General features: G+C 51.8%; 19 protein-coding genes and 1 other annotated feature. Of the genes, 8 read left to right on the top strand and 11 right to left on the bottom strand.

Features of this window, described 5'->3' with window-relative positions:
* Positions 1-50 precede the first annotated feature (50 nt).
* From AC27N8_RS27430 to AC27N8_RS27385, 10 genes are all read right to left on the bottom strand, one after another.
* Positions 51-1139, bottom strand: a complete 1089-nt coding sequence (locus tag AC27N8_RS27430) for an isocitrate/isopropylmalate family dehydrogenase (RefSeq protein WP_487071414.1) — start codon at positions 1137-1139, stop codon at positions 51-53.
* On the bottom strand, positions 1136-1624 hold the full coding sequence (locus AC27N8_RS27425) for a 3-isopropylmalate dehydratase small subunit (RefSeq protein WP_487071412.1): 489 nt from the start codon (positions 1622-1624) through the stop codon (positions 1136-1138). The genes AC27N8_RS27430 and AC27N8_RS27425 overlap by 4 nt, the downstream gene beginning before the upstream one ends.
* Before the next feature lie 38 nt (positions 1625-1662).
* Positions 1663-2952 (bottom strand): 3-isopropylmalate dehydratase large subunit, encoded by a 1290-nt coding sequence (locus AC27N8_RS27420; RefSeq protein WP_487071410.1) that lies wholly within the window; start codon positions 2950-2952, stop codon positions 1663-1665.
* Positions 2940-4091: a LeuA family protein gene (locus AC27N8_RS27415; RefSeq protein WP_487071408.1), complete on the bottom strand. Its 1152-nt coding sequence runs from the start codon at positions 4089-4091 to the stop codon at positions 2940-2942. Before AC27N8_RS27415 ends, AC27N8_RS27420 begins: the two co-directional genes overlap by 13 nt.
* The gene (locus tag AC27N8_RS27410; RefSeq protein ID WP_487071406.1) at positions 4088-6433 is read right to left on the bottom strand and encodes a [LysW]-lysine hydrolase; all 2346 of its coding nucleotides are present in this window, start codon (positions 6431-6433) and stop codon (positions 4088-4090) included. Before AC27N8_RS27410 ends, AC27N8_RS27415 begins: the two co-directional genes overlap by 4 nt.
* Positions 6434-6463: 30 nt before the next feature.
* Positions 6464-7348 (bottom strand): [LysW]-aminoadipate kinase, encoded by an 885-nt coding sequence (locus AC27N8_RS27405; protein WP_487071404.1) that lies wholly within the window; start codon positions 7346-7348, stop codon positions 6464-6466.
* Positions 7349-7428: 80 nt separating this feature from the next.
* Complete coding sequence (gene argC / locus AC27N8_RS27400; protein WP_487071402.1) at positions 7429-8490, bottom strand: N-acetyl-gamma-glutamyl-phosphate reductase; 1062 nt, start codon at positions 8488-8490, stop codon at positions 7429-7431.
* On the bottom strand, positions 8487-9350 hold the full coding sequence (lysX, locus tag AC27N8_RS27395) for a lysine biosynthesis protein LysX (protein WP_487071400.1): 864 nt from the start codon (positions 9348-9350) through the stop codon (positions 8487-8489). Before lysX ends, argC begins: the two co-directional genes overlap by 4 nt.
* Before the next feature lie 4 nt (positions 9351-9354).
* Complete coding sequence (locus tag AC27N8_RS27390) at positions 9355-9519, bottom strand: lysine biosynthesis protein LysW (RefSeq protein WP_487071398.1); 165 nt, start codon at positions 9517-9519, stop codon at positions 9355-9357.
* A 422-nt stretch (positions 9520-9941) separates the two neighbouring features.
* Positions 9942-10202 (bottom strand) — a binding site (T-box leader).
* 188 nt (positions 10203-10390) lie between these two features.
* Positions 10391-11257 (bottom strand): helix-turn-helix transcriptional regulator, encoded by an 867-nt coding sequence (locus AC27N8_RS27385; protein WP_487071396.1) that lies wholly within the window; start codon positions 11255-11257, stop codon positions 10391-10393.
* Positions 11258-11419: 162 nt separating this feature from the next.
* Here AC27N8_RS27385 and AC27N8_RS27380 point away from each other — a divergent pair, with 162 nt between their 5' ends.
* From AC27N8_RS27380 to AC27N8_RS27350, 7 genes are all read left to right on the top strand, one after another.
* A complete protein-coding gene (locus tag AC27N8_RS27380) occupies positions 11420-12331 on the top strand; it encodes an SDR family oxidoreductase (RefSeq protein ID WP_487071394.1) in 912 nt (303 codons plus the stop codon).
* A 208-nt stretch (positions 12332-12539) separates the two neighbouring features.
* Positions 12540-13211, top strand: a complete 672-nt coding sequence (locus AC27N8_RS27375; protein WP_487071392.1) for a metallopeptidase family protein — start codon at positions 12540-12542, stop codon at positions 13209-13211.
* 558 nt (positions 13212-13769) lie between these two features.
* On the top strand, positions 13770-15377 hold the full coding sequence (locus AC27N8_RS27370) for an ABC-F family ATP-binding cassette domain-containing protein (protein ID WP_487071390.1): 1608 nt from the start codon (positions 13770-13772) through the stop codon (positions 15375-15377).
* A gap of 217 nt (positions 15378-15594) precedes the next feature.
* Positions 15595-16290, top strand: a complete 696-nt coding sequence (locus tag AC27N8_RS27365; RefSeq protein ID WP_487071388.1) for a dienelactone hydrolase family protein — start codon at positions 15595-15597, stop codon at positions 16288-16290.
* Between the two features lie 259 nt (positions 16291-16549).
* Positions 16550-16771, top strand: a complete 222-nt coding sequence (locus AC27N8_RS27360; protein ID WP_487071386.1) for a hypothetical protein — start codon at positions 16550-16552, stop codon at positions 16769-16771.
* Between the two features lie 101 nt (positions 16772-16872).
* Positions 16873-17772 (top strand): HpcH/HpaI aldolase/citrate lyase family protein, encoded by a 900-nt coding sequence (locus AC27N8_RS27355; RefSeq protein WP_487071384.1) that lies wholly within the window; start codon positions 16873-16875, stop codon positions 17770-17772.
* Positions 17773-17930: 158 nt separating this feature from the next.
* Positions 17931-18695, top strand: coding sequence for a cytidylate kinase-like family protein (locus AC27N8_RS27350; protein WP_487071382.1), 765 nt, complete (start codon positions 17931-17933; stop codon positions 18693-18695).
* A 62-nt stretch (positions 18696-18757) separates the two neighbouring features.
* Here AC27N8_RS27350 and AC27N8_RS27345 read toward each other — a convergent pair whose 3' ends face one another.
* Positions 18758-19393 (bottom strand): Clp protease N-terminal domain-containing protein, encoded by a 636-nt coding sequence (locus AC27N8_RS27345; RefSeq protein ID WP_487071380.1) that lies wholly within the window; start codon positions 19391-19393, stop codon positions 18758-18760.
* Positions 19394-20008: 615 nt separating this feature from the next.
* Here AC27N8_RS27345 and AC27N8_RS27340 point away from each other — a divergent pair.
* Positions 20009-21712, top strand: a complete 1704-nt coding sequence (locus AC27N8_RS27340; protein WP_487071378.1) for a peptide ABC transporter substrate-binding protein — start codon at positions 20009-20011, stop codon at positions 21710-21712.
* Positions 21713-21867 lie beyond the last annotated feature (155 nt).

Raw genomic sequence — 21867 nt, 5'->3', positions numbered from 1 at the left:
GCTAAAAAGTATCACCTTATTTTTTGCATAACTACTACAATTTCATCCAATTAGCCAGGCAAGCGATCAATGATCGCCTGAACAAATTCCTCCGTGCCAGCCTGTCCACCCTGATCGATTGGTAGCAACGAGCCATCGCCGTAAGTCTGCTCGATAGCGGACTCCAGGGCACGGGCCTGCTCGATGTATCCCAGATAATAAAGCATCTGCGCGCCCGAGAGGAGCATGGCGGTCGGATTGATGATCCCTTTGCCGGCCAGATCGGGGGCCGATCCGTGGACAGGTTCGAAGTAGGCATAATTCTCGCCGTAGCAGGCGCTGGGTGACAGTCCGAGGCCGCCGATGGTGCCGCTGGAGACGTCGGCGAGGATATCACCGTGCTCGTTGCCCAAAACTACCACATCGAGTGCTTCAGGCGATGCGACCAGCCGTCGCGCCATATCGTCGACGAGAAATTCCTGATAGGTCAGGCTGGCGTGCTGGCTGACGGTCTCCTTGACAATGGTCCGAAAGCGACCATCGGTGCGCGGCTGGATCGAGTATTTGGCTCCCAGCGTGACGTTACCAGGATAGCCAGCGGCCTGACGCTCTAAAGCGAGCTTACAGGCATAGTTGGCAACGCGGTACATCTGCTCATCGGTGCTGACCTTGATCGAGTAGGCCCCGACTTTGTCAACTGGCGGAGCCATCCACCAGTTGCTGCTGCTGCTGAGCGTGGCGAGTTCGGAGACATCGCCTTCACGAGGAGGATACATACCCTCCAGGTTGTCGCGAGCGATGACGTAGTCGATGAGCTCGGGATGCCGCATGGGACTGTTATATCCGGGTATCCAGCGCACGGGGCGCACGTTAATAAAGGTCTCTTTGTTCCAGCGCAGATACCAGAGGATTGGGCGACTGGGTCCGCCGCTGGCACCGAATAAGGTACAATCCGCGTTATCAATCGCCTCACGCGTGACATCGGGAAAGGGCGTGTCGAGCTGCGCCTGCGCCTCGCGTCCGCAGGGCACCTCGACGAAGCGAATGTCGGGCGCGAGCTGACGCAGGATGCGCACCGTTGGTCGCATGACCTCCGGTGCAGCGTCGTCGCCTGCTATGACGCAGACGGTGGGCGGTGACTGAAATTGGCGGGCAGTCATCGCAGGGTCCCTTCCATCTCAATGTAGTTGATGATCCCACCGGCAGCCACGATCCGCGCCACAAATGGATCTAACGGCTCCGCCTGGAAGGTCTGTCCGGTGGTCAGATTGTTGATCGCACCAGTCTCCAGATTCACCTCAAGCTCCTGACCGTCTTCGCTGTTGAGGACCGCCTCTTCACAGACCATGATCGGCAGGCCGATGTTGACGGCGTTACGATAGAAGATGCGTGCGAAGCTGCGTGCGATGACGACTTTGACTTTGTTGGCCAGGATCGAGGTCGGTGCATGCTCGCGAGAAGAGCCACAGCCGAAGTTATGTCCTCCGATGAGGATATCGCCGGCTTTGACGTTCTGCGAAAATTCTGGATAGGCTTCAAAGAGACAATATTTCGCCAGTTGTGCGTGATCGGTTGTGACATTATAGCGTCCAGGGATGATCAGGTCGGTATTGATGTTGTCGCCGAGTTTCCAAATGCGCCCCATAGTGATTACGTATCCTTTCGTCTCAGGCTGCTCGCAGCCTATACTCTACTCTCTTCCAATACAGCAGAACCTAGCTCTGTCAGGATCGCACGGGGATCGGTGATGTGACCGGTCAGCGCACTCGCGGCGACAGTGGCGGGACTTCCCAGATAAATTTCTGCGGTCGCATCGCCCATACGACCAGTGAAGTTACGGTTCATGGTGGTCAGTGCTCGCTCGCCTGGAGCCAGTACGCCAAAGTGGCGACCGATACAGGGTCCACAGCCGGGAGTTCCTACAGATGCTCCGGCCTCGGAGAAGATCTCCAGATAGCCACGGCGCATCGCTTCAAGATAGATCTCACGCGAAGCGGGGATGATCACCATACGCAGGTCGGGGCTGATCTTTTTGCCGCGCAGGATATTGGCAGCGATCTCCAGATCGTCCAGACGACCATTGGTGCAGGTGCCCAGGAAAACCTCATCCAGCGTAATGTTGGTGACGTCTTCAGCGGGATGGACGATGTTGACATCCGGAGGACAAGCAACTAATGGCACCATGTTGGTGACATCGATCTCGATGACGCGCTCGTACTGAGGATTCACCGCACGTAGCAGCGGATATTCCTGCTCAGTACGTCCATGCAGCCAGGCACGTGTCGTCTCATCGGCGGCAATCAAGCCAGCCTTGCCACCCATCTCGATCGCCATATTCGAGAAGGTCATACGCTCACTCATCGAGAAGTTCTCGATCACCGAGCCGGTGTATTCGATCGCTCGATAGTTTGCTCCATCGACGCCCAGACGGCGCACGATCTCCAGCGAGATGTCTTTGGCAAAGATACCGTGTGGCAGGGTGCCGGTGATGTTGACGTTGATCGTTTCAGGGACACGGAACCAGCTGCGACCCGTCGCGTAAGCTACGCCGATATCGGTTGATCCCATGCCAGTCCCGAAGGCTCCGAAAGCTCCATAGGTGCAGGAGTGGCTGTCAGCTCCGACGATGATACTGCCCGGTACGACAAAGCCTTTCTCCGGCAAGACTTGATGGCAGATGCCCTCCTGGAGAATCGGAATATCTTGCTCTTTGGCAAAGTTTCTTACTTCGCGATGCAGGGTAGCAGCGGCAATCGTGGCGGCCGGGATGATGTGGTCGAAGACGATATGTGAACGCTGCTTGTTAAATACTTTGCCTGTCGTCTGCCCAGTCAATTTAGCAAAGGCTTTGATCGCTAAAGGAGTCGTTGTATCGTGGCTCATGACGTGATCAACATCGACGACCACAGTCTCGCCCGCATGTACAGGACGTCCCAATTTGTAACTAAAAATTTCTTCTGCTAGCGTTCCCATACCAGTGTTCCTTCTTTCTCTTCATACCAGGCACGAATAAAAGTATTGACCTCTTCGTCAGCCAGAGAGCCGCCCTCGGCTCGCTCTTTCAGCGCCTGTGTCAAACTAGATACTTCATCTGAGGTTAGTTGTAGTCCCAATGAGACGGCGCGATGTCCGACCGCATAGCGTCCGGTAAAGCGCGAGCCAATATCGACATGACGCACCAGACCGAAATCATCGGGATTGAGAATTTCATAGGCGTGCGGATTGCGCAGCACTGCTTTGGTATGCACTCCAGCCCGATGCGTGAAGGCATTGGGAGCAGTGATGGGCATGTTATATGGAATAGTTATCTGCAAGGCATCGGCCACAAACTGATCAAGCTCAAGCAGTCGTGTCAGATCGTAGGTTGCCAGCAGATCTGGATAATGTGTGTAAAGCTGCGAGATAATTCCGCTCAGTGATGCGATACCGTTACGCTCGCCGATCCCCATTACGGTCACATCCAGACAATCGGCTCCGGCCTCAAAGGCTGCAATCGTATTGGCAATCGCGCATCCGGTATCGTTATGGCCGTGAAACTCGATACCAACATTTGGATAACGTTGCGCGATGAGTGTCACCAACCGGTCAACCTGACGTGGGGTTGCTATACCGACCGTATCAGGGAGGCCAATACGATCGACACCCGCATCCACGACCGCATCGAAGACCGTCAGCAGATCAACAAGATCACTGCGGAAGGCATCCTCGGCCGAGAAGCGCACATAGCGACCTGAGTCACGAATGTGACGGATCAATGGTACCGCTTCTCTGGCGATCTGCTCAATGCCGCGCCCATGGCTGAACGAGCGCAGCTCAGTAGAGGTCCCAAAGAAGAGATTTAAGCCATGCACACCGGTATCCAGGGCGGCCTGGACGTCGGCTTCGGCGCAACGCACGTGAGCGACGATACGTGATTTCAGGTTCAGTTCGCAGATGGCCTGAACGGAGTCCCGTGTCTCAGGCGATGCGATGGGCGAAGGGACCTCAATAAATGTTACACCTATCTGATCCAGGAGGCGTGCAATCGCTACACGCTGCTCCAGAGTGAAAAAGGTTTTGATAAACTGTTCCCCTTCGCGCAGGGTGCTATCTAGTATAGCCAGTGGTCTCATAATGCTGTTTCCCTTTGCGATGCAATATCTTGCAGTACGAATTCGAGCACATCGATGGCATGCGTGTATTCCGCGATACGGATATGTTCGTTGGGCGTGTGATCGAGACTTGAGTCTCCAGGACCATATGCCACGATGTTTTGTCCCCAGATTGGCGCTACGACATTCATATCTGACGTTCCTGTTTTATGCTTAAATGTAGGCTTTTCTCCGGTGGCTCGAATAGCTGAGATAAAGGATCGGGCCAGGGGGATAGTGCGTGTAGTCTGATAAGCAACCTCTTCACCCGAAAAGGTCAGTTGTATATCATCTTCATCGGCCCAACATTGCAGTTGGACGCGCAGCTCCGCGATATCAAGATTGGGTGGCAAGCGATAGCCGATCATGAAGCGGGTCCGCTCTTCCAGGCCATCTTGCTCGCTATTGATCGAACGTAGGGATGGCATAAGCGCGGCAAAGGCCGATTTTCCAGCATAGTTTTGATTCCATTCATCAGCATGGAGACGAATACGACTCCAGAACGACGCTGCTACCTCATTGCTACTCTGCAAAGGTCCAGCACTATGACTCGATTGGTGCGTCACACAGCCATTGATCAACAGCCGCCCCTTGTAGCCGATCGTGACAGCTTGACTACCACTTGGCTCTCCAATAATGCAGGCGGATGGTCGATAGCGCTCCACGACTCCACGCGCACCGCGCGAGGTCGCTGCCTCCTCCTCAACCGCTCCCACCACGATGATGGGTTGCGTGGCTACTCCCTTGCGGGCAATCCGCGCTGCGGCACAAATAAAAGCGGCCAGGGGTCCTTTGGCATCGACAGTTCCACGTCCGTAGAGAACGCCATCCTCCAAACGCACGGGGATATTGCCGGGAACCGTATCCATGTGTCCAAGCAGCACCACCGGAGTCTGATCGCTACCCTCGGGATGCGTACTGGCAATCAGATTCCCCACCTCATCAACATAGGCATGCAAGCCAAGCTGATTGGCTTGCTCAACCATCGCATGTGCCAGTGTGCTCTCCTGACGAGATAGGCTGGGGATGGTCACCATGCGTTGCAGCAGAGCCACTTCGTCATCGGTGGAGACATTCTCGACGCTTGTATCGCTCTCGCTGCGGCGTGGAGCCGGATTGCCGGCCAGGACATCGATGACGATATCCAAAGCCTGATCAAGTTGCTCTGCGGTGATCACCAGGGGTGGCAGGAGGCGCAGGACATTTGGTCCGGCGGGCAGGGCCAGGATACCTCGATCGCAGAGCGCTTCCAGATAGGGCTGAACCTTCTTCTTTAACTCGATGCCGATCAGCAGACCAAGTCCTCGCACCTCGCGAATAAGCGGTGATTCCACAGCGCGAAGGCGTTCCAGGGCATGAGCGCCAAGTGCGGCGGCTCGGGTGGGCAACTCCTCCTGTTCAATCACGTCCATGGTTGCCAGCGCGGCGGCGCAAGCGAGTGGATTACCTCCAAATGTGCTCCCATGAGCTCCTCTGGTAATCCGTCCGCTCTCCATCACCTGAGCTCCCAGACAGACAGCTCCCATCGGGATACCGCCTGCAATGGATTTGGCCAGACAGAGAATGTCAGGTTTGACTCCATATTGCTCACAGGCGAAGAGGGTTCCGGTGCGTCCAAATCCAGTCTGGATTTCATCGATGATCAGTAGCGCTCCACGCTCGCGACAGAGTGTCGCCAGACCCTGAATATACTCTCTCTGTGCAACGTGGACTCCGCCTTCTGCCTGCACCAGTTCGATGATGACGGCAGCGGTCTCTTCAGTAATCGCGGCCTCGGCCGCTGCAAGATCGTTGTAGCGCATGTGCGAGACGCCGGGGATAAGAGGCGCGAAAGGCTCTCGATAATGTTTCTCCCAGGTCGCCGAGAGAGATCCCATCGTTCGACCATGAAAACCGCGTAGCGTCGCCACAATCCCCGTCCGGCCGGTCGCCAGACGCGCAAATTTAAATGCTCCCTCGACCGCTTCCGTTCCGCTGTTACAAAGGAAGAAATGTGAGAGTCCCTCAGGAGTGATCTGTGCCAGACGCTCCAGCAGGCGAGCACGTACGTCGTTATAGACAACCTCGGGACAGGTGATCAATCGTTGCGCTTGAGCCGCGAGGGCAGAGGCGATTTCAGGCCGTCCATGTCCGATATTGGCAACGCCATGGCCCGCCATGCAATCGATATACGAGCGCCCATCTTCATCCCACAGCACGGCGCCCTGTCCACGCACGATCGCAACTGGACGCTTCCCATATACACCACTCGTGTACATGTTTTCGCGCTCCACAATCGTCGTATCGTCGGTTGTTGCCGTATTATCCATAAAAGTTGTGCTCATCCTGGACCTCCTTCCTCATGCTTGCGCTGGTTAACTGAGTGACACCATTTCGCGGATGGGTGCCTGCTCTGCTTGTCGATAGATTATCTCTGCCTCGCGGACACCGGGATTGGCTATCTGAGAGATCGTTGTTCCGACTCCTGCTACCACGTCATGCAGAGAGGCGCTCCCGATACACACGCGAGCCACTCCCCCCTGGAGCGCTTCCTGTGCTCCCAGCAATTTCTTGCGCATGCGTCCTTTAGCATAGTCCATATAGCGATCCAGCTGATCGGTTGGGATCGTACGGATCAAAGTCGCAGCGTCATGCGGATCGGCCAGCAGGCCAGCAACATTGGTCATGATCACCAGCGACTCGGCGTGCAGGGCCGAGGCGACAGCCGCAGCTGCGCGATCGCCATCCACGTTGAGTCGCTCGCCCTGATGACTCAGTGCCAGCGGAGCAATCACCGGCGTATACCCTGCATCCAATAAATATTCCAGCAGGCCGCTATTCACCTGTTCGATCTGTCCGGTATAGTCATCGCGTAAAATCTGCGTGCGACCCTCGGGACTGACCGAACGTACAACCGCTTTGCGACGCGCCACCAGGAGACGTCCATCGACGCCAGCCATGCCAAAGGCGTTGACGCCACGCTGCTGCAATTGCGCTACCAGATCGGTATTGATCTGTCCGGCGACCGCCATGGCGAAGATCTCCAAGGTCTCGCGATCAGTATAGCGGCTCGTCATGCCGCTGGGCGATGTGATCATCCGCATTGGATGGCCAAGCTGCTCGGACAATGTGTTGGTGAGATCAGAACCACCATGCACCAGAACAACGCGCTGTCCTTCAGCGACATACTGAGCAACCTCTTCGATGATCTGTGCTGTGGCGACGCCCGCGCCTCCACCGATCTTTACCACAATTGTCATGACAAGCTCCGTTTCTCTTCGTGATATCTGCTATCGTCTTGCTATCCCAGAACGACTCATTCAGGATCATTAGCTGCAAACTATGCGGGATGTAAACCAGGGAACGTCAATCCCAACGACTCATCCCAGCCAAACATACAATTCAATGCCTGTACTCCATTGCCAGCCGCGCCCTTCATCAGATTATCCAGGGCCGCCATCACCACCACCCGCCGCTGACCGCGATCCAACTCGAAGCCAACGTCGCAGAAGTTGCTTCCCGCCAGAATCTTGGGCTCGGGATAGCGATAGACTCCGTTGCGCTCTTTCACCAGACGGATAAATGGCTCTTGCTGATAGGCCTCGCGGAAGATGCGCCAGAGCGCACGCTCTTCCAGATCTTCGCTCAAAAACACGTGAGCGGTGATCAGGATACCTCGCACAAGCTCGATAGCGGTGGCCGAGAAGGCAACCGTTTGACCCAGATCGCCACCGCCAAACTGTCCCAGTTCCTGGATCAGTTCCGCGCTGTGACGATGACCGGTCGGCTGAAAGGATCTCACAGCCCCGCTGCGATCCGGATGATGACTTGATGGTCCAGCTTTGGCACCCGCCGCAGATGATCCAACCTTCGCCTCGACCACCAGGGGAAGCGCTTGATTCACCACTCCTGCGCGATACAGAGGAGCCAGTCCCAGGATCGAGGTCGTCGCCATACAGCCAGTTCCGCTCACGAGGGCAGCATCAGCCAACTCTGCTCGATGCAGCTCGGGCAGTCCGTAGACCGCCTCCGACAAGAGTGCCGGAGCTTTATGCTCGTGTCCATACCAGCGCTGATAGAGTTCTGGTGAGCGCAGACGGAAATCTCCAGAAAGATCAACCACGCGAGGTGCCAGCCCGCGATAGCGCTCAATCTCGCCCGACGAGACTCCATGAGGCAGGCAGAGAAAGATCACGTCCGCCGCTGTCAGATCATCGGGATGACAGAAACGCAGCGTTGTAATCTTGCGCAGGTTTGGATGAGCACTATGCACAAAGTGTCCAGCCTGACTGCCTGAAGCGATCTGCGAGATCTCGACCATAGGATGGAAGAGCAGCAGGCGGATCAGTTCACCACCGGTGTAGCCGGAGCCTCCAACGATGGCGACGCGTATTCGACTCATAACGCCACTCCCTCGCGCACCTGACTGAAGATATAATCGATCATCTCCTGCGGAATATTGACACCGGTAGGAGCGATACTATTCCGAAATTCCATCGTCGCGTTGATCTCATTGACCAGCAGACCCTGCTCGGGATCTTCAAACACATCGACCGCCAGGATGCCACCGCCAACAGCGCGTGCGGCGCGGAGACACAGGCTATCCAGCTCGGGGGTCACGGGACAATTCTCGGTGATGGCTCCGCGAGCGGTGTTTGTGACCCAGTGTTGGCTGCTGCGATAGATGGCGCAGATGGTGCGACCACCAACGACAAAGGCGCGGATATCACGATTGGGTTTCTCAACATGCTCCTGAATATAATGAATGTGATGTTGAACCGAACCCAGGGTCTCAGCGTGCTCAAGAACCGCCTCTGCGGCGTCGCGATCGTTGACGCGTGCCAGCAGGCGTCCCCAGGAACCGCTGATCGGTTTCAGGACGGCTGGATAGCCGAGCGTCTCGATAGCTTCAATCGCTCGTGGAGCATCGAAAGCCAGCATTGTGCGCGGGACCGGCACACCAGCGCGGATCAGCGCCAGCGACGTCAACAATTTGTCGTTACAAAGAGCGGTCACGGCCGCCGAGTTGAACACCGGGATGCCCCAATGCTCCAGAACGTGGAGAACGGCCAGGCCACGGGACTGACTCACGCTACGGCAGAGCACGGCATCATACGCTTGCCAGCGCTCCTGCGGCTGTGCTAGATCGAAAAGAAGTTCGCCATCATCAATCAGGTCGAAATCGATCGAGCGCTGTCGCAACGCTTCCACCAACAATTTCTCTTCCACGCGAACGCGCGATGTCAGGATAGCCAGGCGCATAGGGTTATTCTCCCCAATCTTCCTCGACCTCAGGGGCCAGGGCTACTTCAGGTTGCTCTACATTGATAACTTCAAGTTCCGCGTTACAATCGGGGCAAAATGTTATCTCCCCAACGATCAATCCCTGGACCTCTACATTCGCTTCACACTCTGGACATTGTGCAGCCATTTTCGTAATTTCCTCTCTTATCTAAAATCACAGTTCTTACAGCTCAATTTTTCGGTATAAAAAAACTCTTCATCCTTTGCAAGGACGAAAAGCTTGTAAAATAGCTTCCGTGGTACCACCCTTATTCACTCATACATTGCGGTATGAGCCTCAGTGCACAGAACCAGTCATCACCTGATACTGCACCGATCCGCTAACGAGGATCAGTCGACAAAGTTTTACTCTCGCCAGAGCGATTTCTTCTTGTAGCTTCAGGGTCTTTTTCACGGAATGGACATACGAGCTTTCCACCAGCCGCTCGCTCTCTAGATGTACCAGGGGTCCGTTACTTGTCCCTACAACGCCGCTATTCTCTTTGTATAAGTACGCCTCTCCCCTTAGAGAGAGTCAAAAAGGCCAACAAAAAAGCCCCTCATCCTACTACTCAGGACGAAGAGCGTTCTACTCTCGTGTTGCCACCTGCATTCGCCAATATCTCACGATATCGACCTCAGCAAGTATGTATTTTCATACATACTCTCACCCGATTACGGCGGCCACCGGCAAGTTCTAATTTCGCGCGAGCGATTTCTTCTTGCAGCTCCAGGGTCTTCTTCGCGATTGGTTGACGTGTAGACTTCTCAACATCTGTCTACTCTCTGTCCGTAACGGATAATCGCTACTTGTCCTGTCAAAGCTTTTTGCTATGCGGTTGTTTGATGTCTTGTGGAAGTTATAACATGCACTCAGCGCATTGTCAATGGCAACTCCAGGCAATTTTGGCCAGTGGCGCGAGAGTTTATATTATCTACAACAAAGTTTCCTCTCCTATGGACAAAATCTCTATGATCTGTGTCGAGTGAAGCGAGGACACCGAAGAGAAAAAACTTTTCTACATAGCTCCAAGCAATTGAAGTCTTGATTCAGACTTTGAAAGATCGAGCAATTTCGCCTGCGTGTCTGTTCCAGAGACGGGAGTGTCCACGGTCATGTGTAAACCGGGATGACCTGCAAGCTGGAAGGTCGTTGTCTGTAAGGTCAACAACCCAACGCGAGGATGATTAAGACTCCTCTCGCTCGTGTTGCATCCTTGCACATCGTAACGCGGCCACCATTCGCGAAACTCTGGACTCGCCTCTTTGAGGTCTGCAACCATTTTTTTCAGCCATGCTTCTCCAATATAGCGCTGCGTGCTGATGCGAAAAACGGCCAGAGCACGTTGCGCTTCTTCCTCCCAATCGACGAACAGTGTGCGTTGTCGTTGATCTGTAAAGAGTACCCAGAGAAAATTGCGTTCGTGGAGAGACATCGTACTAAAATCTGTATATACCTGGCAAGCGGCCTGATTCCAGGCAACGATATGCCAGCTAGAGCAGACCACATAGGCAGGATAAACGCCCATCGTATCAAGAATGAATTGAAGGGCAGGATCAACATTATACTCCGCCGGAAATGGAGTGACAGGAAGCAGCCCACGCGCCAGAATAAAGAGATGTGTTTGCTCATCTGCGTCGAGTTGTAAGGCACGAGCCAGACTTTCCAGAGCTTGAGTCGAGACGGTAATGTCTCTTCCTTGTTCGAGCCAGGTATACCATGTTGCTCCCACCCCCGCGAGTTGTGCCAGTTCTTCTCGGCGCAGCCCTGGTGTTCGGCGGCGTTTTCCCACAGGCAAACCAACCTGGCCGGGAGAGATGCGCTCACGACGCATCCGCAGAAACAGGGCTAATTCTGATTGTCGCTCTTGTTTATTTATCATCATCTTCCTTATCCAATTAGTTTTTATACCAGAATAATTTTGATCCTGGTCCTGGTTTCATTCTCATTGCATAATTCTAGCACACCGATGAATGTGACTTTGCTCTGACACGCAAAGCTTTGATGGACGATTAATTTTTCTTTTCAAACAAAAGGAGTCTATAGCATGAGTTATCAACAGGTTGTCCTTGTAACAGGAAGCAAAAGTGGGTTCGGTCGCGATATTGTTGAAACACTGGCACGGCAAGGCCATAGAGTGTTTGCTTCTATGCGTGATATCAATGGACGTAACGCTTTATATGCAAAAGAATTAAGCGACTTTGCGCAACGCGAACAACTTGCTCTTTCCGTCCTTGAACTTGACGTAACGAACGAAGCCTCAGTCAATCAAGCAGTTAAGGCAGTGGTTGATCAAGCCGGACACATTGATGTGGTCGTGAACAATGCAGGTGTCTCGTATGGTGGAATCACCGAGGGATATACGCTCGATCAGGTTCGAGCGCTGATGGAGGTGAACTTCTTCGGACCCGTTCACGTGGATCGCACAGTCCTTCCATACATGCGTCAGCAACGCAATGGGTTACTGATCCATATATCCTCCCTTGCCGGTGGCTTAGTTTTCCCTTTTGTAGCTCTATACAGTGCCAGCAAAGCGGCGCTTGAAGCACTGGCAGAGAGCTATCATTATGAACTTGCCCCCCTGGGTATTGAATCGATCCTTGTAGAGCCTTCACTGTTTCCAACAGAGCTAATGTCGAGCAACCAGGCCCCGCATGATCAGGAACGCTTGAGCGAATATGGAGCGATCAATGACATCGTGGCACAAACATTGCAGGCTAGCGAAGCAGCGAACAACAGCCCTGATGCACCAGACCCACAAATCGTTGCCGATGTGGTTGCCGATCTCATTGCACAACCACGAGGGACGCGTCCCCTCCGAACGACCGCTGGTAGCGACCTGGGGTTAGCATCCTTGAACGTTGCAAAAGCACAGCTTCAAAAGACTGTACTCGATGCCTGGGGGTTGACTGAAGCTCTCGCTTTTAAAATATCCAGTGACGTCACAATAGACAGGTAAGCCTTCTGAAGCGTGAAGGGATAAAGAAATCGGGTTGATGCGCTCGGCAAACCAACCCGATTTCTTTATCCCTTGTTTTTACGATGATTGTACCTCTTTTGGGATGTAAGTCTCTGATGTGACATCGCTGCAATGAGCATTTACGACGCTGTGGATATGCGTTTTAACGTATAATGTGATTATAGAGAAGTTCACGATGGAGAAAATAATGTTCAATCAAACATCAGAGCAACCATCCAGTATAGAACATCCAAAGGGTGGATCATGCTTGTTTCGTGTGGCAAGCTTCTTTCTGGCATTCTGCATTTTTGCAATTGTGATTATCCAGCTGCCGCTCAGCGATGCGAGCAAGTTATTTCTCTATGCATTCCTCCTGGCGGCCGGAATAATTGCTATCTGGCTCACTACGCCTAAACCCGCAACGTCATACACAGAGACAGATCTATCATCTAAAGATGCAGCCAATGAAGAGGATCGCACACCGACAAGCGACGATACTCAATCCGAACCAGAGATCCCGATCGATTATTTTGAGCAACTGGTCCAGGAAGCCTTGATCTCGATTCCTGATAACTTTCAACCTTATATGAATAATCTCGCTATCATTGTCGAGAACGAGCCGGATGCTGAGACATTACGCTCGGCTGGCGTTCCAGATGGTCGCCAACTGCTCGGACTCTACCATGGGACGCCCATTACCAGCATAGGCTATCACTACAGTGCACTGCCAGAGCGGATTACGATCTTTCAAAAGGCCATCGAAGCGTACTGCCAGGGAGATCCTGACCGCATTCGACAGCAGGTCCGGGCGACGGTGCTGCATGAGGTCGCACATCACTTTGGGATCGATCATCACGAGATGCCTGGCTGGCTCAAGTAGGAGTTATGCAAAGTAGGCAGGTATCGATGTACGAAATAGTGTTAAAAGCATGTTAAATCAGTTTGGTACGCACTTGACATCTGTTGTATATGATGGTACGATTTGTCTTGGACTTCTATAACTCGGTTTTGATGGAACATTTTTTTAAGGATATTAATGAAAAGGGCTTTTTTACTAACGGTTTATCACGCCGCATGAGCGACCACGCCTGGGCTTTGCGGCAGGAATTGGCGCTTCTTGATGCTTACTCACCCTGTGTCTACGTGTGAGTACATAGAAAAGTATGCCCTTTGCATCCTCTTCGTCCTTTTCCTTCCTGAACGGGTACTCACTATATCGCCCACCTTGTGAATGTGCGTGTGTCGCTCAGCACGATCCTCTCGTGACTGATGTCTGCGGCACAGTGTGCTTCCCGTTTGCATTGAGATACGAGAGTGCTCGTATTATCATGATGCAGCGCCGTTTTTGTCCACCTACAACTGCATTTAGCATCCAAATAATACGCACGCGAAAAGCTAGCAACTACATACAGAAGCACACAGGGAGAAACAAGCAGGTATGTTACAGGTCAATCACATTAAACTCTCATATGGTCCAAGAGTCATTCTCGACGACATCTCATTCACCGTCGCACCGGGCGAAAAAGCCGGCCTGATTGGTATCAATGGAGCGGGAAAAAGCTCGCTACTCAAAATCATCGGCGGGTATCAGGAAGCCGATCGCGGAAATATCAAGCGCTCGAAGACGTATGGATATCTCTCGCAGGATGTCGCGCACGAGACGCCGATAGATGCCGGTAATACGGTCCGCAATTTCATTTTCAGTGGTACAGGTCTGGATACAGCGATTACAACCTACGAGAAACTTTCGATGGAGATCGCTGATCCAGAAAATGACGATCTTGATGCAGCCTTGCAGCGCTTCGAGGAGGCTCAGAATGCCCTTGAGGTCCTTGGCTACTACGATGCCGATGCTCGCTGCGAGCAGTTGATCAGCGGCCTGAACATCGGTGGTGTGGATCTGGAGCGCGACGTCAGTTCGCTCAGTGGTGGTCAAAAGACCAAGCTGGCACTGGTACGCCTGCTCTTCCAATCACCCGAACTGCTCTTGCTCGACGAGCCGACCAACTTCCTGGACGTTGAAGCTACTATGTGGCTGATGGAGTTCCTGGAGACGTATAAGGGTGCCTTACTGATCATCTCCCACGATCTGGATCTGCTTGATCGTAGCATCAATAAAGTCTTGCGCCTCAATGAGTTCACGCATAAGCTCGAAGAGTACAAAGGTTCCTATACAACGTACCTGAATACGATCGGTGACGAGCAGGCATTGGCTGAGCGCACCAAGCGTCAACAGGATCGTGAGATCGCCCGCTTGAAAAAGACATCCGAGCGCCTGCGTGGTTTCGGCGCGACACGTGTGAAGCAGCGTATCGCGATGGATAAACGTGTTGCAACGCTGGAAGAAAGCAAGCCACAGATAGCCCAGGCGAGTAAGCGTATGAAGATCGAATTCCCGGTGCGGCAGCAGAGTGGCCAACTTGTCGTCAAGGCCGAAAATCTCTACAAAAGCTATGGGCCTAAAGAGATCTTCAGCGACATTAGCTTCGAGGTAGATCGCTCAGAACGCATGGTGATCATTGGACTGAATGGTGTCGGTAAAACAACATTGATGCGTACAGTCTTAAGTCTGGTCCCCTTAACTTCGGGCAAAGTCACTTTAGGTGACCGCGTCCATATCGGTTACTACGCCCAGGAGAGCGAAGGTCTCGACTACGACAACACCGTCATCAATGAGGCAAATGAAGTCCTCCCCACCGATGCCAAACGCGTCCGTGGCGTGCTTGGTCGCTTTATGTTTACCGGCGATCGCGTCTTCCAGAAGATCAGCACCCTGAGTGGTGGCGAAAAGACCCGCCTGGCTCTGGCCAAAATGGTCCTCGAAGGTCCTAATGTGTTGGTACTCGACGAGCCGACATCCCACCTTGATATGATTTCTAAAGAGATCATTGGAGCGGCACTAGGAGATTATCACGGCACGATCATGACCGTCACCCATGATGTCGAGTTCGTACGCCTGCTCAAGCCCACAACCATGTTGCTGATGCCAGAAGGGCGTCTGGTCCCCTACGACGAGAAGTATGACGACATGCTGGAACGCGCCTGATAACAAGTAGCGTCGGACGCTTGCGTACGATGTCCCAGTAACTCGTATGATAACGCGCGCAATCGGGTGGTTTCGTACGTCGAGTGGGACATCGTACGCAAGCGTCCGACGCTACTGTATCGCCTGTGGGCATCTTTGCGTGACTATAATATAACTATCTAAAAGCAGTGTCGCGTTTGGATAGGCTGTATTTCATACACGGTAAAGGAGCTTACTTATGGCAGTCATACGTACTGCGAATGTAGACCTACAAGTCAATGGCAGTGGAGCATATGCTTACGTTGCTCAGCCTGACGATGACCAGACACATCCAGGCATAGTGCTGATCCAGGAATGGTGGGGCATCGAGCCTCACGTGATAGATCTGGCTCAGAAGCTTGCGACCGATGGCTTTGTGGTAGCCGTACCAGATTTATATAATAACAAAGTAGCAACCGAGCCCAATGATGCGATGCGTTTGGCGATGTTAATTCGTAGCAACATCGACATCGCATCCCAGAAAATCATCGGGGCACTAGAGACTATTCGCAACTCAGAGTCTGTTAATCCCAAAAAAGTTGGCTTGATTGGCTTCTGCCTGGGTGGTATGTTAGCCTACACAGTAGCGTCTCGCTATGACTATCTCGGAGCGGTTGCGCCTTTCTATGGAGCTGGCTACGATCCGTCACCTGAGGAGGTGGCGAAAGTCACGGCACCAGTGCTAGCTTTCTATGGAACACAGGATGAGAGCGTTCCAGCAGGGCAGCGGCAAAAGATTGCAGGCCTCTATAAAGATGCCAATAAGGACTTTACACTTAAAGAGTATGATGCAGGTCATGCTTTTATCAATCCCACCCATGGGATGGGTAATGCCGAAGCGGCAGCCGATGCCTGGCCCCGCCTCGTCTCCTTTATGAGAGAAAATCTCCAGTAGTCCAAATCGCAAGAAAATCACAAGCTCTGGCGCGACGCATCTATGAGCGTCGCGCCAGAGCTATCCTATCAGACACATTTGCGTGACCAATAACGTTCATCAGGTTAAGAAAAGCAAAAAAATACGCGAATTTCTCCACCAACCCCGCCATATTCCGCGTTTACTTCACATGAAGCAGCAAAAATCAGTAGTGCCAGACCGTAATGCCACCTTAAATACAACTACCATCTTCTGCTATTATATGAATAAGGAGCTATCCGTGGGTCAGAGTGAAGTTGCGCAGCTTAAAAAGAGCATTCTCAATGAATATGAAGCTATGAAACGTGGTTTATCTGGCGTTGCCAGCGGCACAGCCCGTCATTCTTTTATCGATGCCCGTATGCGACATGTCGATGGATATTATCAACAGCTCACGCAACAGGTAGGAGAGCAAGAGGCCACAAGCACTATTACTGATCTTTATCAACAAGTCATTGGTTAAAGCAAAAACTCCATTGGGCGTCCAATGCTACTGCCTCTTAATGAAACACACGAGAGGGCGCTGAGTTATGATAAACTTCATTTAAAAGGAGAATATTTGCCATGCGCCTTCGACGCTCTGAACTCTCGACTCCCGGTAGCGATAGCCATATGATGGAAAAGGCAGTTGCCAGCACGGCCGATCTGGTCTTGCTTGATCTGGAAGATGCAGTCGCTCCCAATGAAAAAGTTGCGTCACGCCAGAAAGTGATCACCAGTCTGCGCACCCTCAATTGGAGCAAAAAGACGCGTGCCGTACGCATCAATGATCTGCAAACAGAATACGCCTATCAGGATATCATCACGATCGTAGAAGAGGCTGGAGAATCTATCGACATACTCATCGTCCCCAAAATCAAATCTGCTCGTGACGTCTGGTGGGTGGATACGCTACTCAATCAGATTGAGATGCACAAGAGATTCACGCGACGCATCGGCCTCGAAGTACTGATAGAAGAGGTCGAGGCGATGCTCCATGTGGAAGAGATCGCGCAGGCAAGTCCACGGCTGGAAGCGCTGATTTTTGGTCCAGGAGACTACAGCGCCTCCCAGGGGATCGATAGTCGCGGTATTGATGGCAATCTGGATGGCTATCCTGGCGATCTCTGGCACTATGCACGCAACAAGATAGTTATCGCAGCACGCGCAGCGGGCATCGACGCAATCGATGGAGCGTATCCCGACTTTAAAAATAAAACTGGCTATCAGCGCGAATGCCTCCGCGCCAAAACACTTGGCTTTGCGGGAAAATGGGCCATTCATCCCACACAACTCGATATCGCCAATCAGATCTTTTCACCAACAATCGAGGAAGTCAAGTATGCCCGTCGCCTCGACGCGGCCTATACAGAGGCGCTAGAGCAAGGTCGAGGAGCGATCGCCTTCGAGGGCAAGATGGTCGACGCAGCCATTATAAGAAGCGTCAAAAACAACATCCAGAAAGCCGATCTGATAGGAATGTAACAGATCGATACTCCCATCGCGTATCTCTATAGAGAGGGAGCTGCATAGCAAAGTATATTTATAGAGTATCATACTATTTTTTGCATCTCGTAACCTCTACGTTGTAGGATACAAACAGTAGAATATAGATCTGATTCTTTCCACAAAGGACCAAATTGATGCAGGATACACTCGATCCAAAAGCAGAGAAGGCACAGAAAAATAAAAAGCAGACAGAAACACGCATACTGCCAGAAACGGCCCTGGCAGCAGATCCGTTGCCAACAGGTATCCCTGCCGAGGGCTCAGCGGTAATTACCATCACGCGTCAATTTGGCAGTGGTGGCACAGACATCGCTCATCTTGTCGCGCAGGCATTGGGACTCAACTATATCGACCAGCAAATCATTGCCGAGGTAGCGAATCGCCTGGGAGTCGATCTCAACTATGCCACGCGTCAGGATGAACAAGCCAGTGGCATGGCCAGTAACATCCTGGAAGCCTTACGCTCCAGCAATCCATTCAACGTCCACTATATGCTCTCCAGCAACAAAGCCCAGGAACAATCGCAGGAGCTCTCGTACTTTCATCTCACGCAACGTGTCATCTTAGAGCTCGCCACGCAAGGCAACGCCATCATCATCGGTCGAGGCTCGCAATTCCTGCTCCACAACAATCCGCGCACGCTCCACATCTACATCTTCGCCCCCCTGGAAAAAAGGATCGATTATGTCATGAAACAGTATCATCTCGGCCCCAATGAGGCAAAGGAATTGATTGAACAGCGCGATAATGAGCAGGATAGCTATCAACGCCACTACTATGGTGCCGATGGCCGTCAGCCCAACTTCTATCATCTACTCATCAACACAGGCCTATTCTCATTTGAGAGCGCTGCAAACCTGATCCAGCAAGCCTTTCCAGCCATCCAGGGAACCGCATAATGAAAGAAAGCGCAAGTGTCTTTCTGATACCTCCTGGATGACTGAAATGCATAGAGAGCATACTACTCATGGACAGCCAGGCGCTGTCCACAGTGAAAGCAGTAGTGGAAATAATCGGGACAGCGAGCCTGACAATGCGAACAGATCACAGCAGGCATTCCTTTGGGCACTAATCGACTTGATTGGGTAGCATCAGTTGGATAGATAAATACTGAACTTTTAGCGATAGTAGATTCATCTTCATCATTGTTGCTGTGAGCGGCTAAGATTTTCTGTGTCTGTATACGTGCCTCCTGCAAGTCGATAGACAGTTGGGAGCAGATAGCAGTGCCGTCAGCTGCTCCCTCGCGAATAATGCCCAGTAAGATATGTTCGGTGCCAATCACGTGATGTTGCATCAAACGAGCTTCATCCACAGCCAACTCCATTACCTTCTTGCCGCGAGGAGCCAACCTGATATCGCCGCCCTGAGCTTGATTATCAGAATGCATCGTCTGCTCAACCGTATGATACATACCATGAAGATCAACATTCATCTGAGTCAGCACCTGGCAAGCGGCGCAGTCAGGAACGCGAACCACACCGAGTAAAAAATGTTCAGGGCCAATAAAAGCATGTTTGAAACGCATGGCCTCTTCCTGAGCCAACGACAAAATTCGCTTTGCCTGTTCATCAAAGCGATCAAAGCGATCATCCATAGACCTCTCCTCTCCAATCTTCATGTAGGCCCGCCACATAGTTATATTACCCATCCACCCTCACAGACACGTGAAAAATGGAGCACACCCGCTTGAAAAAGAGCGGCATGCGCGTTACGGGATAGCGACACGCTATAGTCGAGCAAATCAGGTTCTCAGATTGTGCATAGCCAGAGCTCAGGTAGAGCATACATTGCATTATACAACAAGCGGGAAGAACTCTATATTCGCTGGCAAGCATACATTTTTATCATAAGCATAGTAAGCAGAATATGCTGAATTTTGGAGGAAGAGGCACTATGGCAATGAGTTTTAAGCGTCATCATAGATAGCATGACGATTTTTTGCAAAATTTTTATTAAATTATGTGAGAAGTATCTAAGAGTTGACGTAGTATCATATGTAGCTACGTCTAGTCAGTATATCGAAGTTGATTATCGCACTGGCATTCCCCATCTACACTAGATAATTCATCATTGCGTTATAACTCGCGGGATCGCGACCTACTTTGCAAAAATGATGACCATTATCAATGAAAAGTCGTAGCCCGTTGCAGAGAGGGTTACACACGACCAGATACTATGTATGCAACAGGTATTATTTTTGGAGGATTTCATGCATAAGAGACCTGTCAGAACACTAATGTTAGCAGTTTCCTTTATAGGAGTGCTGGCTTTATTGTTCACAGCTTGTGGTCCAGCGGGAACACCGGCAACCACAACCACAAATACGAAACCAGTCAAGGGCGGGACATGGATCGATGACTTGTATGAAGAGCCAGATTCACTTATCCCCAATGGCTCAGTAGAAACATTTTCAGACATTGTCGATCAAACAATCTGGACACCAGTCTTTGTTGGCAGTCCTGATGGGACGATCAAACCTGCGCTGGCCTCAGAGTTACCTACATCGTCCAACGGTGATATATCGGCAGATCTCAAAACCTGGACCTTCAAATTGAAACCCAATCTGAAATGGTCTGATGGGCAGCCTTTAACAGCAAAAGACATCGATTACACCTGGAAGCTATGGAATAATCCTGCCTTTGGTGCCAAATCCACCAGTGGTCTGAATTTGATTAAATCAGCCGACGTTTCAAGCGATGGCCTTTCAATCACATTCCACCTCTCATCAGGATATGAGCCCTTCCTCACCACGTGGACCGATGGATTATTAGCTCCTTTGCCAGAGCACGTCTTTAGCAAAATGAGCCCTGGAGATATCCTCAAGTCTCCAGAAAACCTCAAGCCTTCGGTCAGCAGCGGACCATTCACGATGACTGATGTTAAAGCCGGGACATCATATACCGCCTCCCGCAACCCGAATTACTATCAGGCGGCACAAGGACTCCCTTACCTTGATAAGATCGTTTTCCGTGTCACCAACGACCAGAACACCATCTTGAAAGATGTTCAGTCTGGGGCAGTAGATTCTGCCTGGGATCTTGACGTCACGAAAACCTCAACCTATAAAACGCTTTCCAATTACACACTCACCAAAGCTCCTGCTGCGGCTGGTTATGAAGCGATCTTCTTTAACCTGAAGAATCCTGTATTGCAAGACGTCAAAGTTCGACAGGCCATTTCACAGGCCATTGACACATCCCAATTGATCAAAACAGCTCGCCAGGGTCAGGCTGCGCCGTTATGCACAGATACCCCAAGCGCGTTTAAACCTGGTTACCAGCCAGATGCCCCTTGTCCTAAATTCGATCCAACTGCCGCAAAAGCCATCTTAACCAATGCCGGCTACACACTTGGTTCTGACGGCGTCTTCGCCAAAAATGGCAAGAGACTGGAATTCCAGTATTCCTCGACATCGAACAACCAGTGGCGTGCAGAGGATGAGGACATCCTGCAAAGCGAATTAAAGACCATTGGCATCAAGCTGAATATCACCAACTATCCTGCCAGCACATTTTTCGGCACCTTCTTACCACAAGGAGTAGTCGGAAAATATGACCTGGGAGAATTCACACAGACCTACACCTATGACGCAGATGACTCTGCATCAATGGCCTGTGATCAGATTCCAACCAAAGCTAATGGTTATGGCGGTGAGAACTTCTCATTCTACTGTAATCATGCGCTCGATCCATTATTCAAACAGGAGCAGTCATCGGCTGATCCGGCAGTGCGCCAGGAGGCCTTTAACAAGCTCCACGCCATCTACCTGACCGACTTCCCATTCATTACCCTGTACGCGCCACAGAACCCTGGCATTGTCAAAAGTGTCGGGCACAACTACATCATCGCTGATCAGGGTGCATCCGAGACGGTGAATGTCTGGAACTGGTGGTGCACAGGCGGCAAATGCTAACGTTGCGCTACTTGCATAAGCATGAGAGAGATTACTTTGATTGACGTCTCCCAACGCTAATGCCGGAACCTCTGAGGTAGTGAAAGCACTCAAACTTTTACTGCCCAGAGGTTCGTTTCTATCTACATGAGATAGAATACAGGTGAGCCAGTTAC

The organism is Dictyobacter sp. Z7_2, from assembly GCF_057551105.1.
Note: the sequence above shows the minus strand (reverse complement) of the source record. Positions and strands in the feature narration are given on the sequence as shown.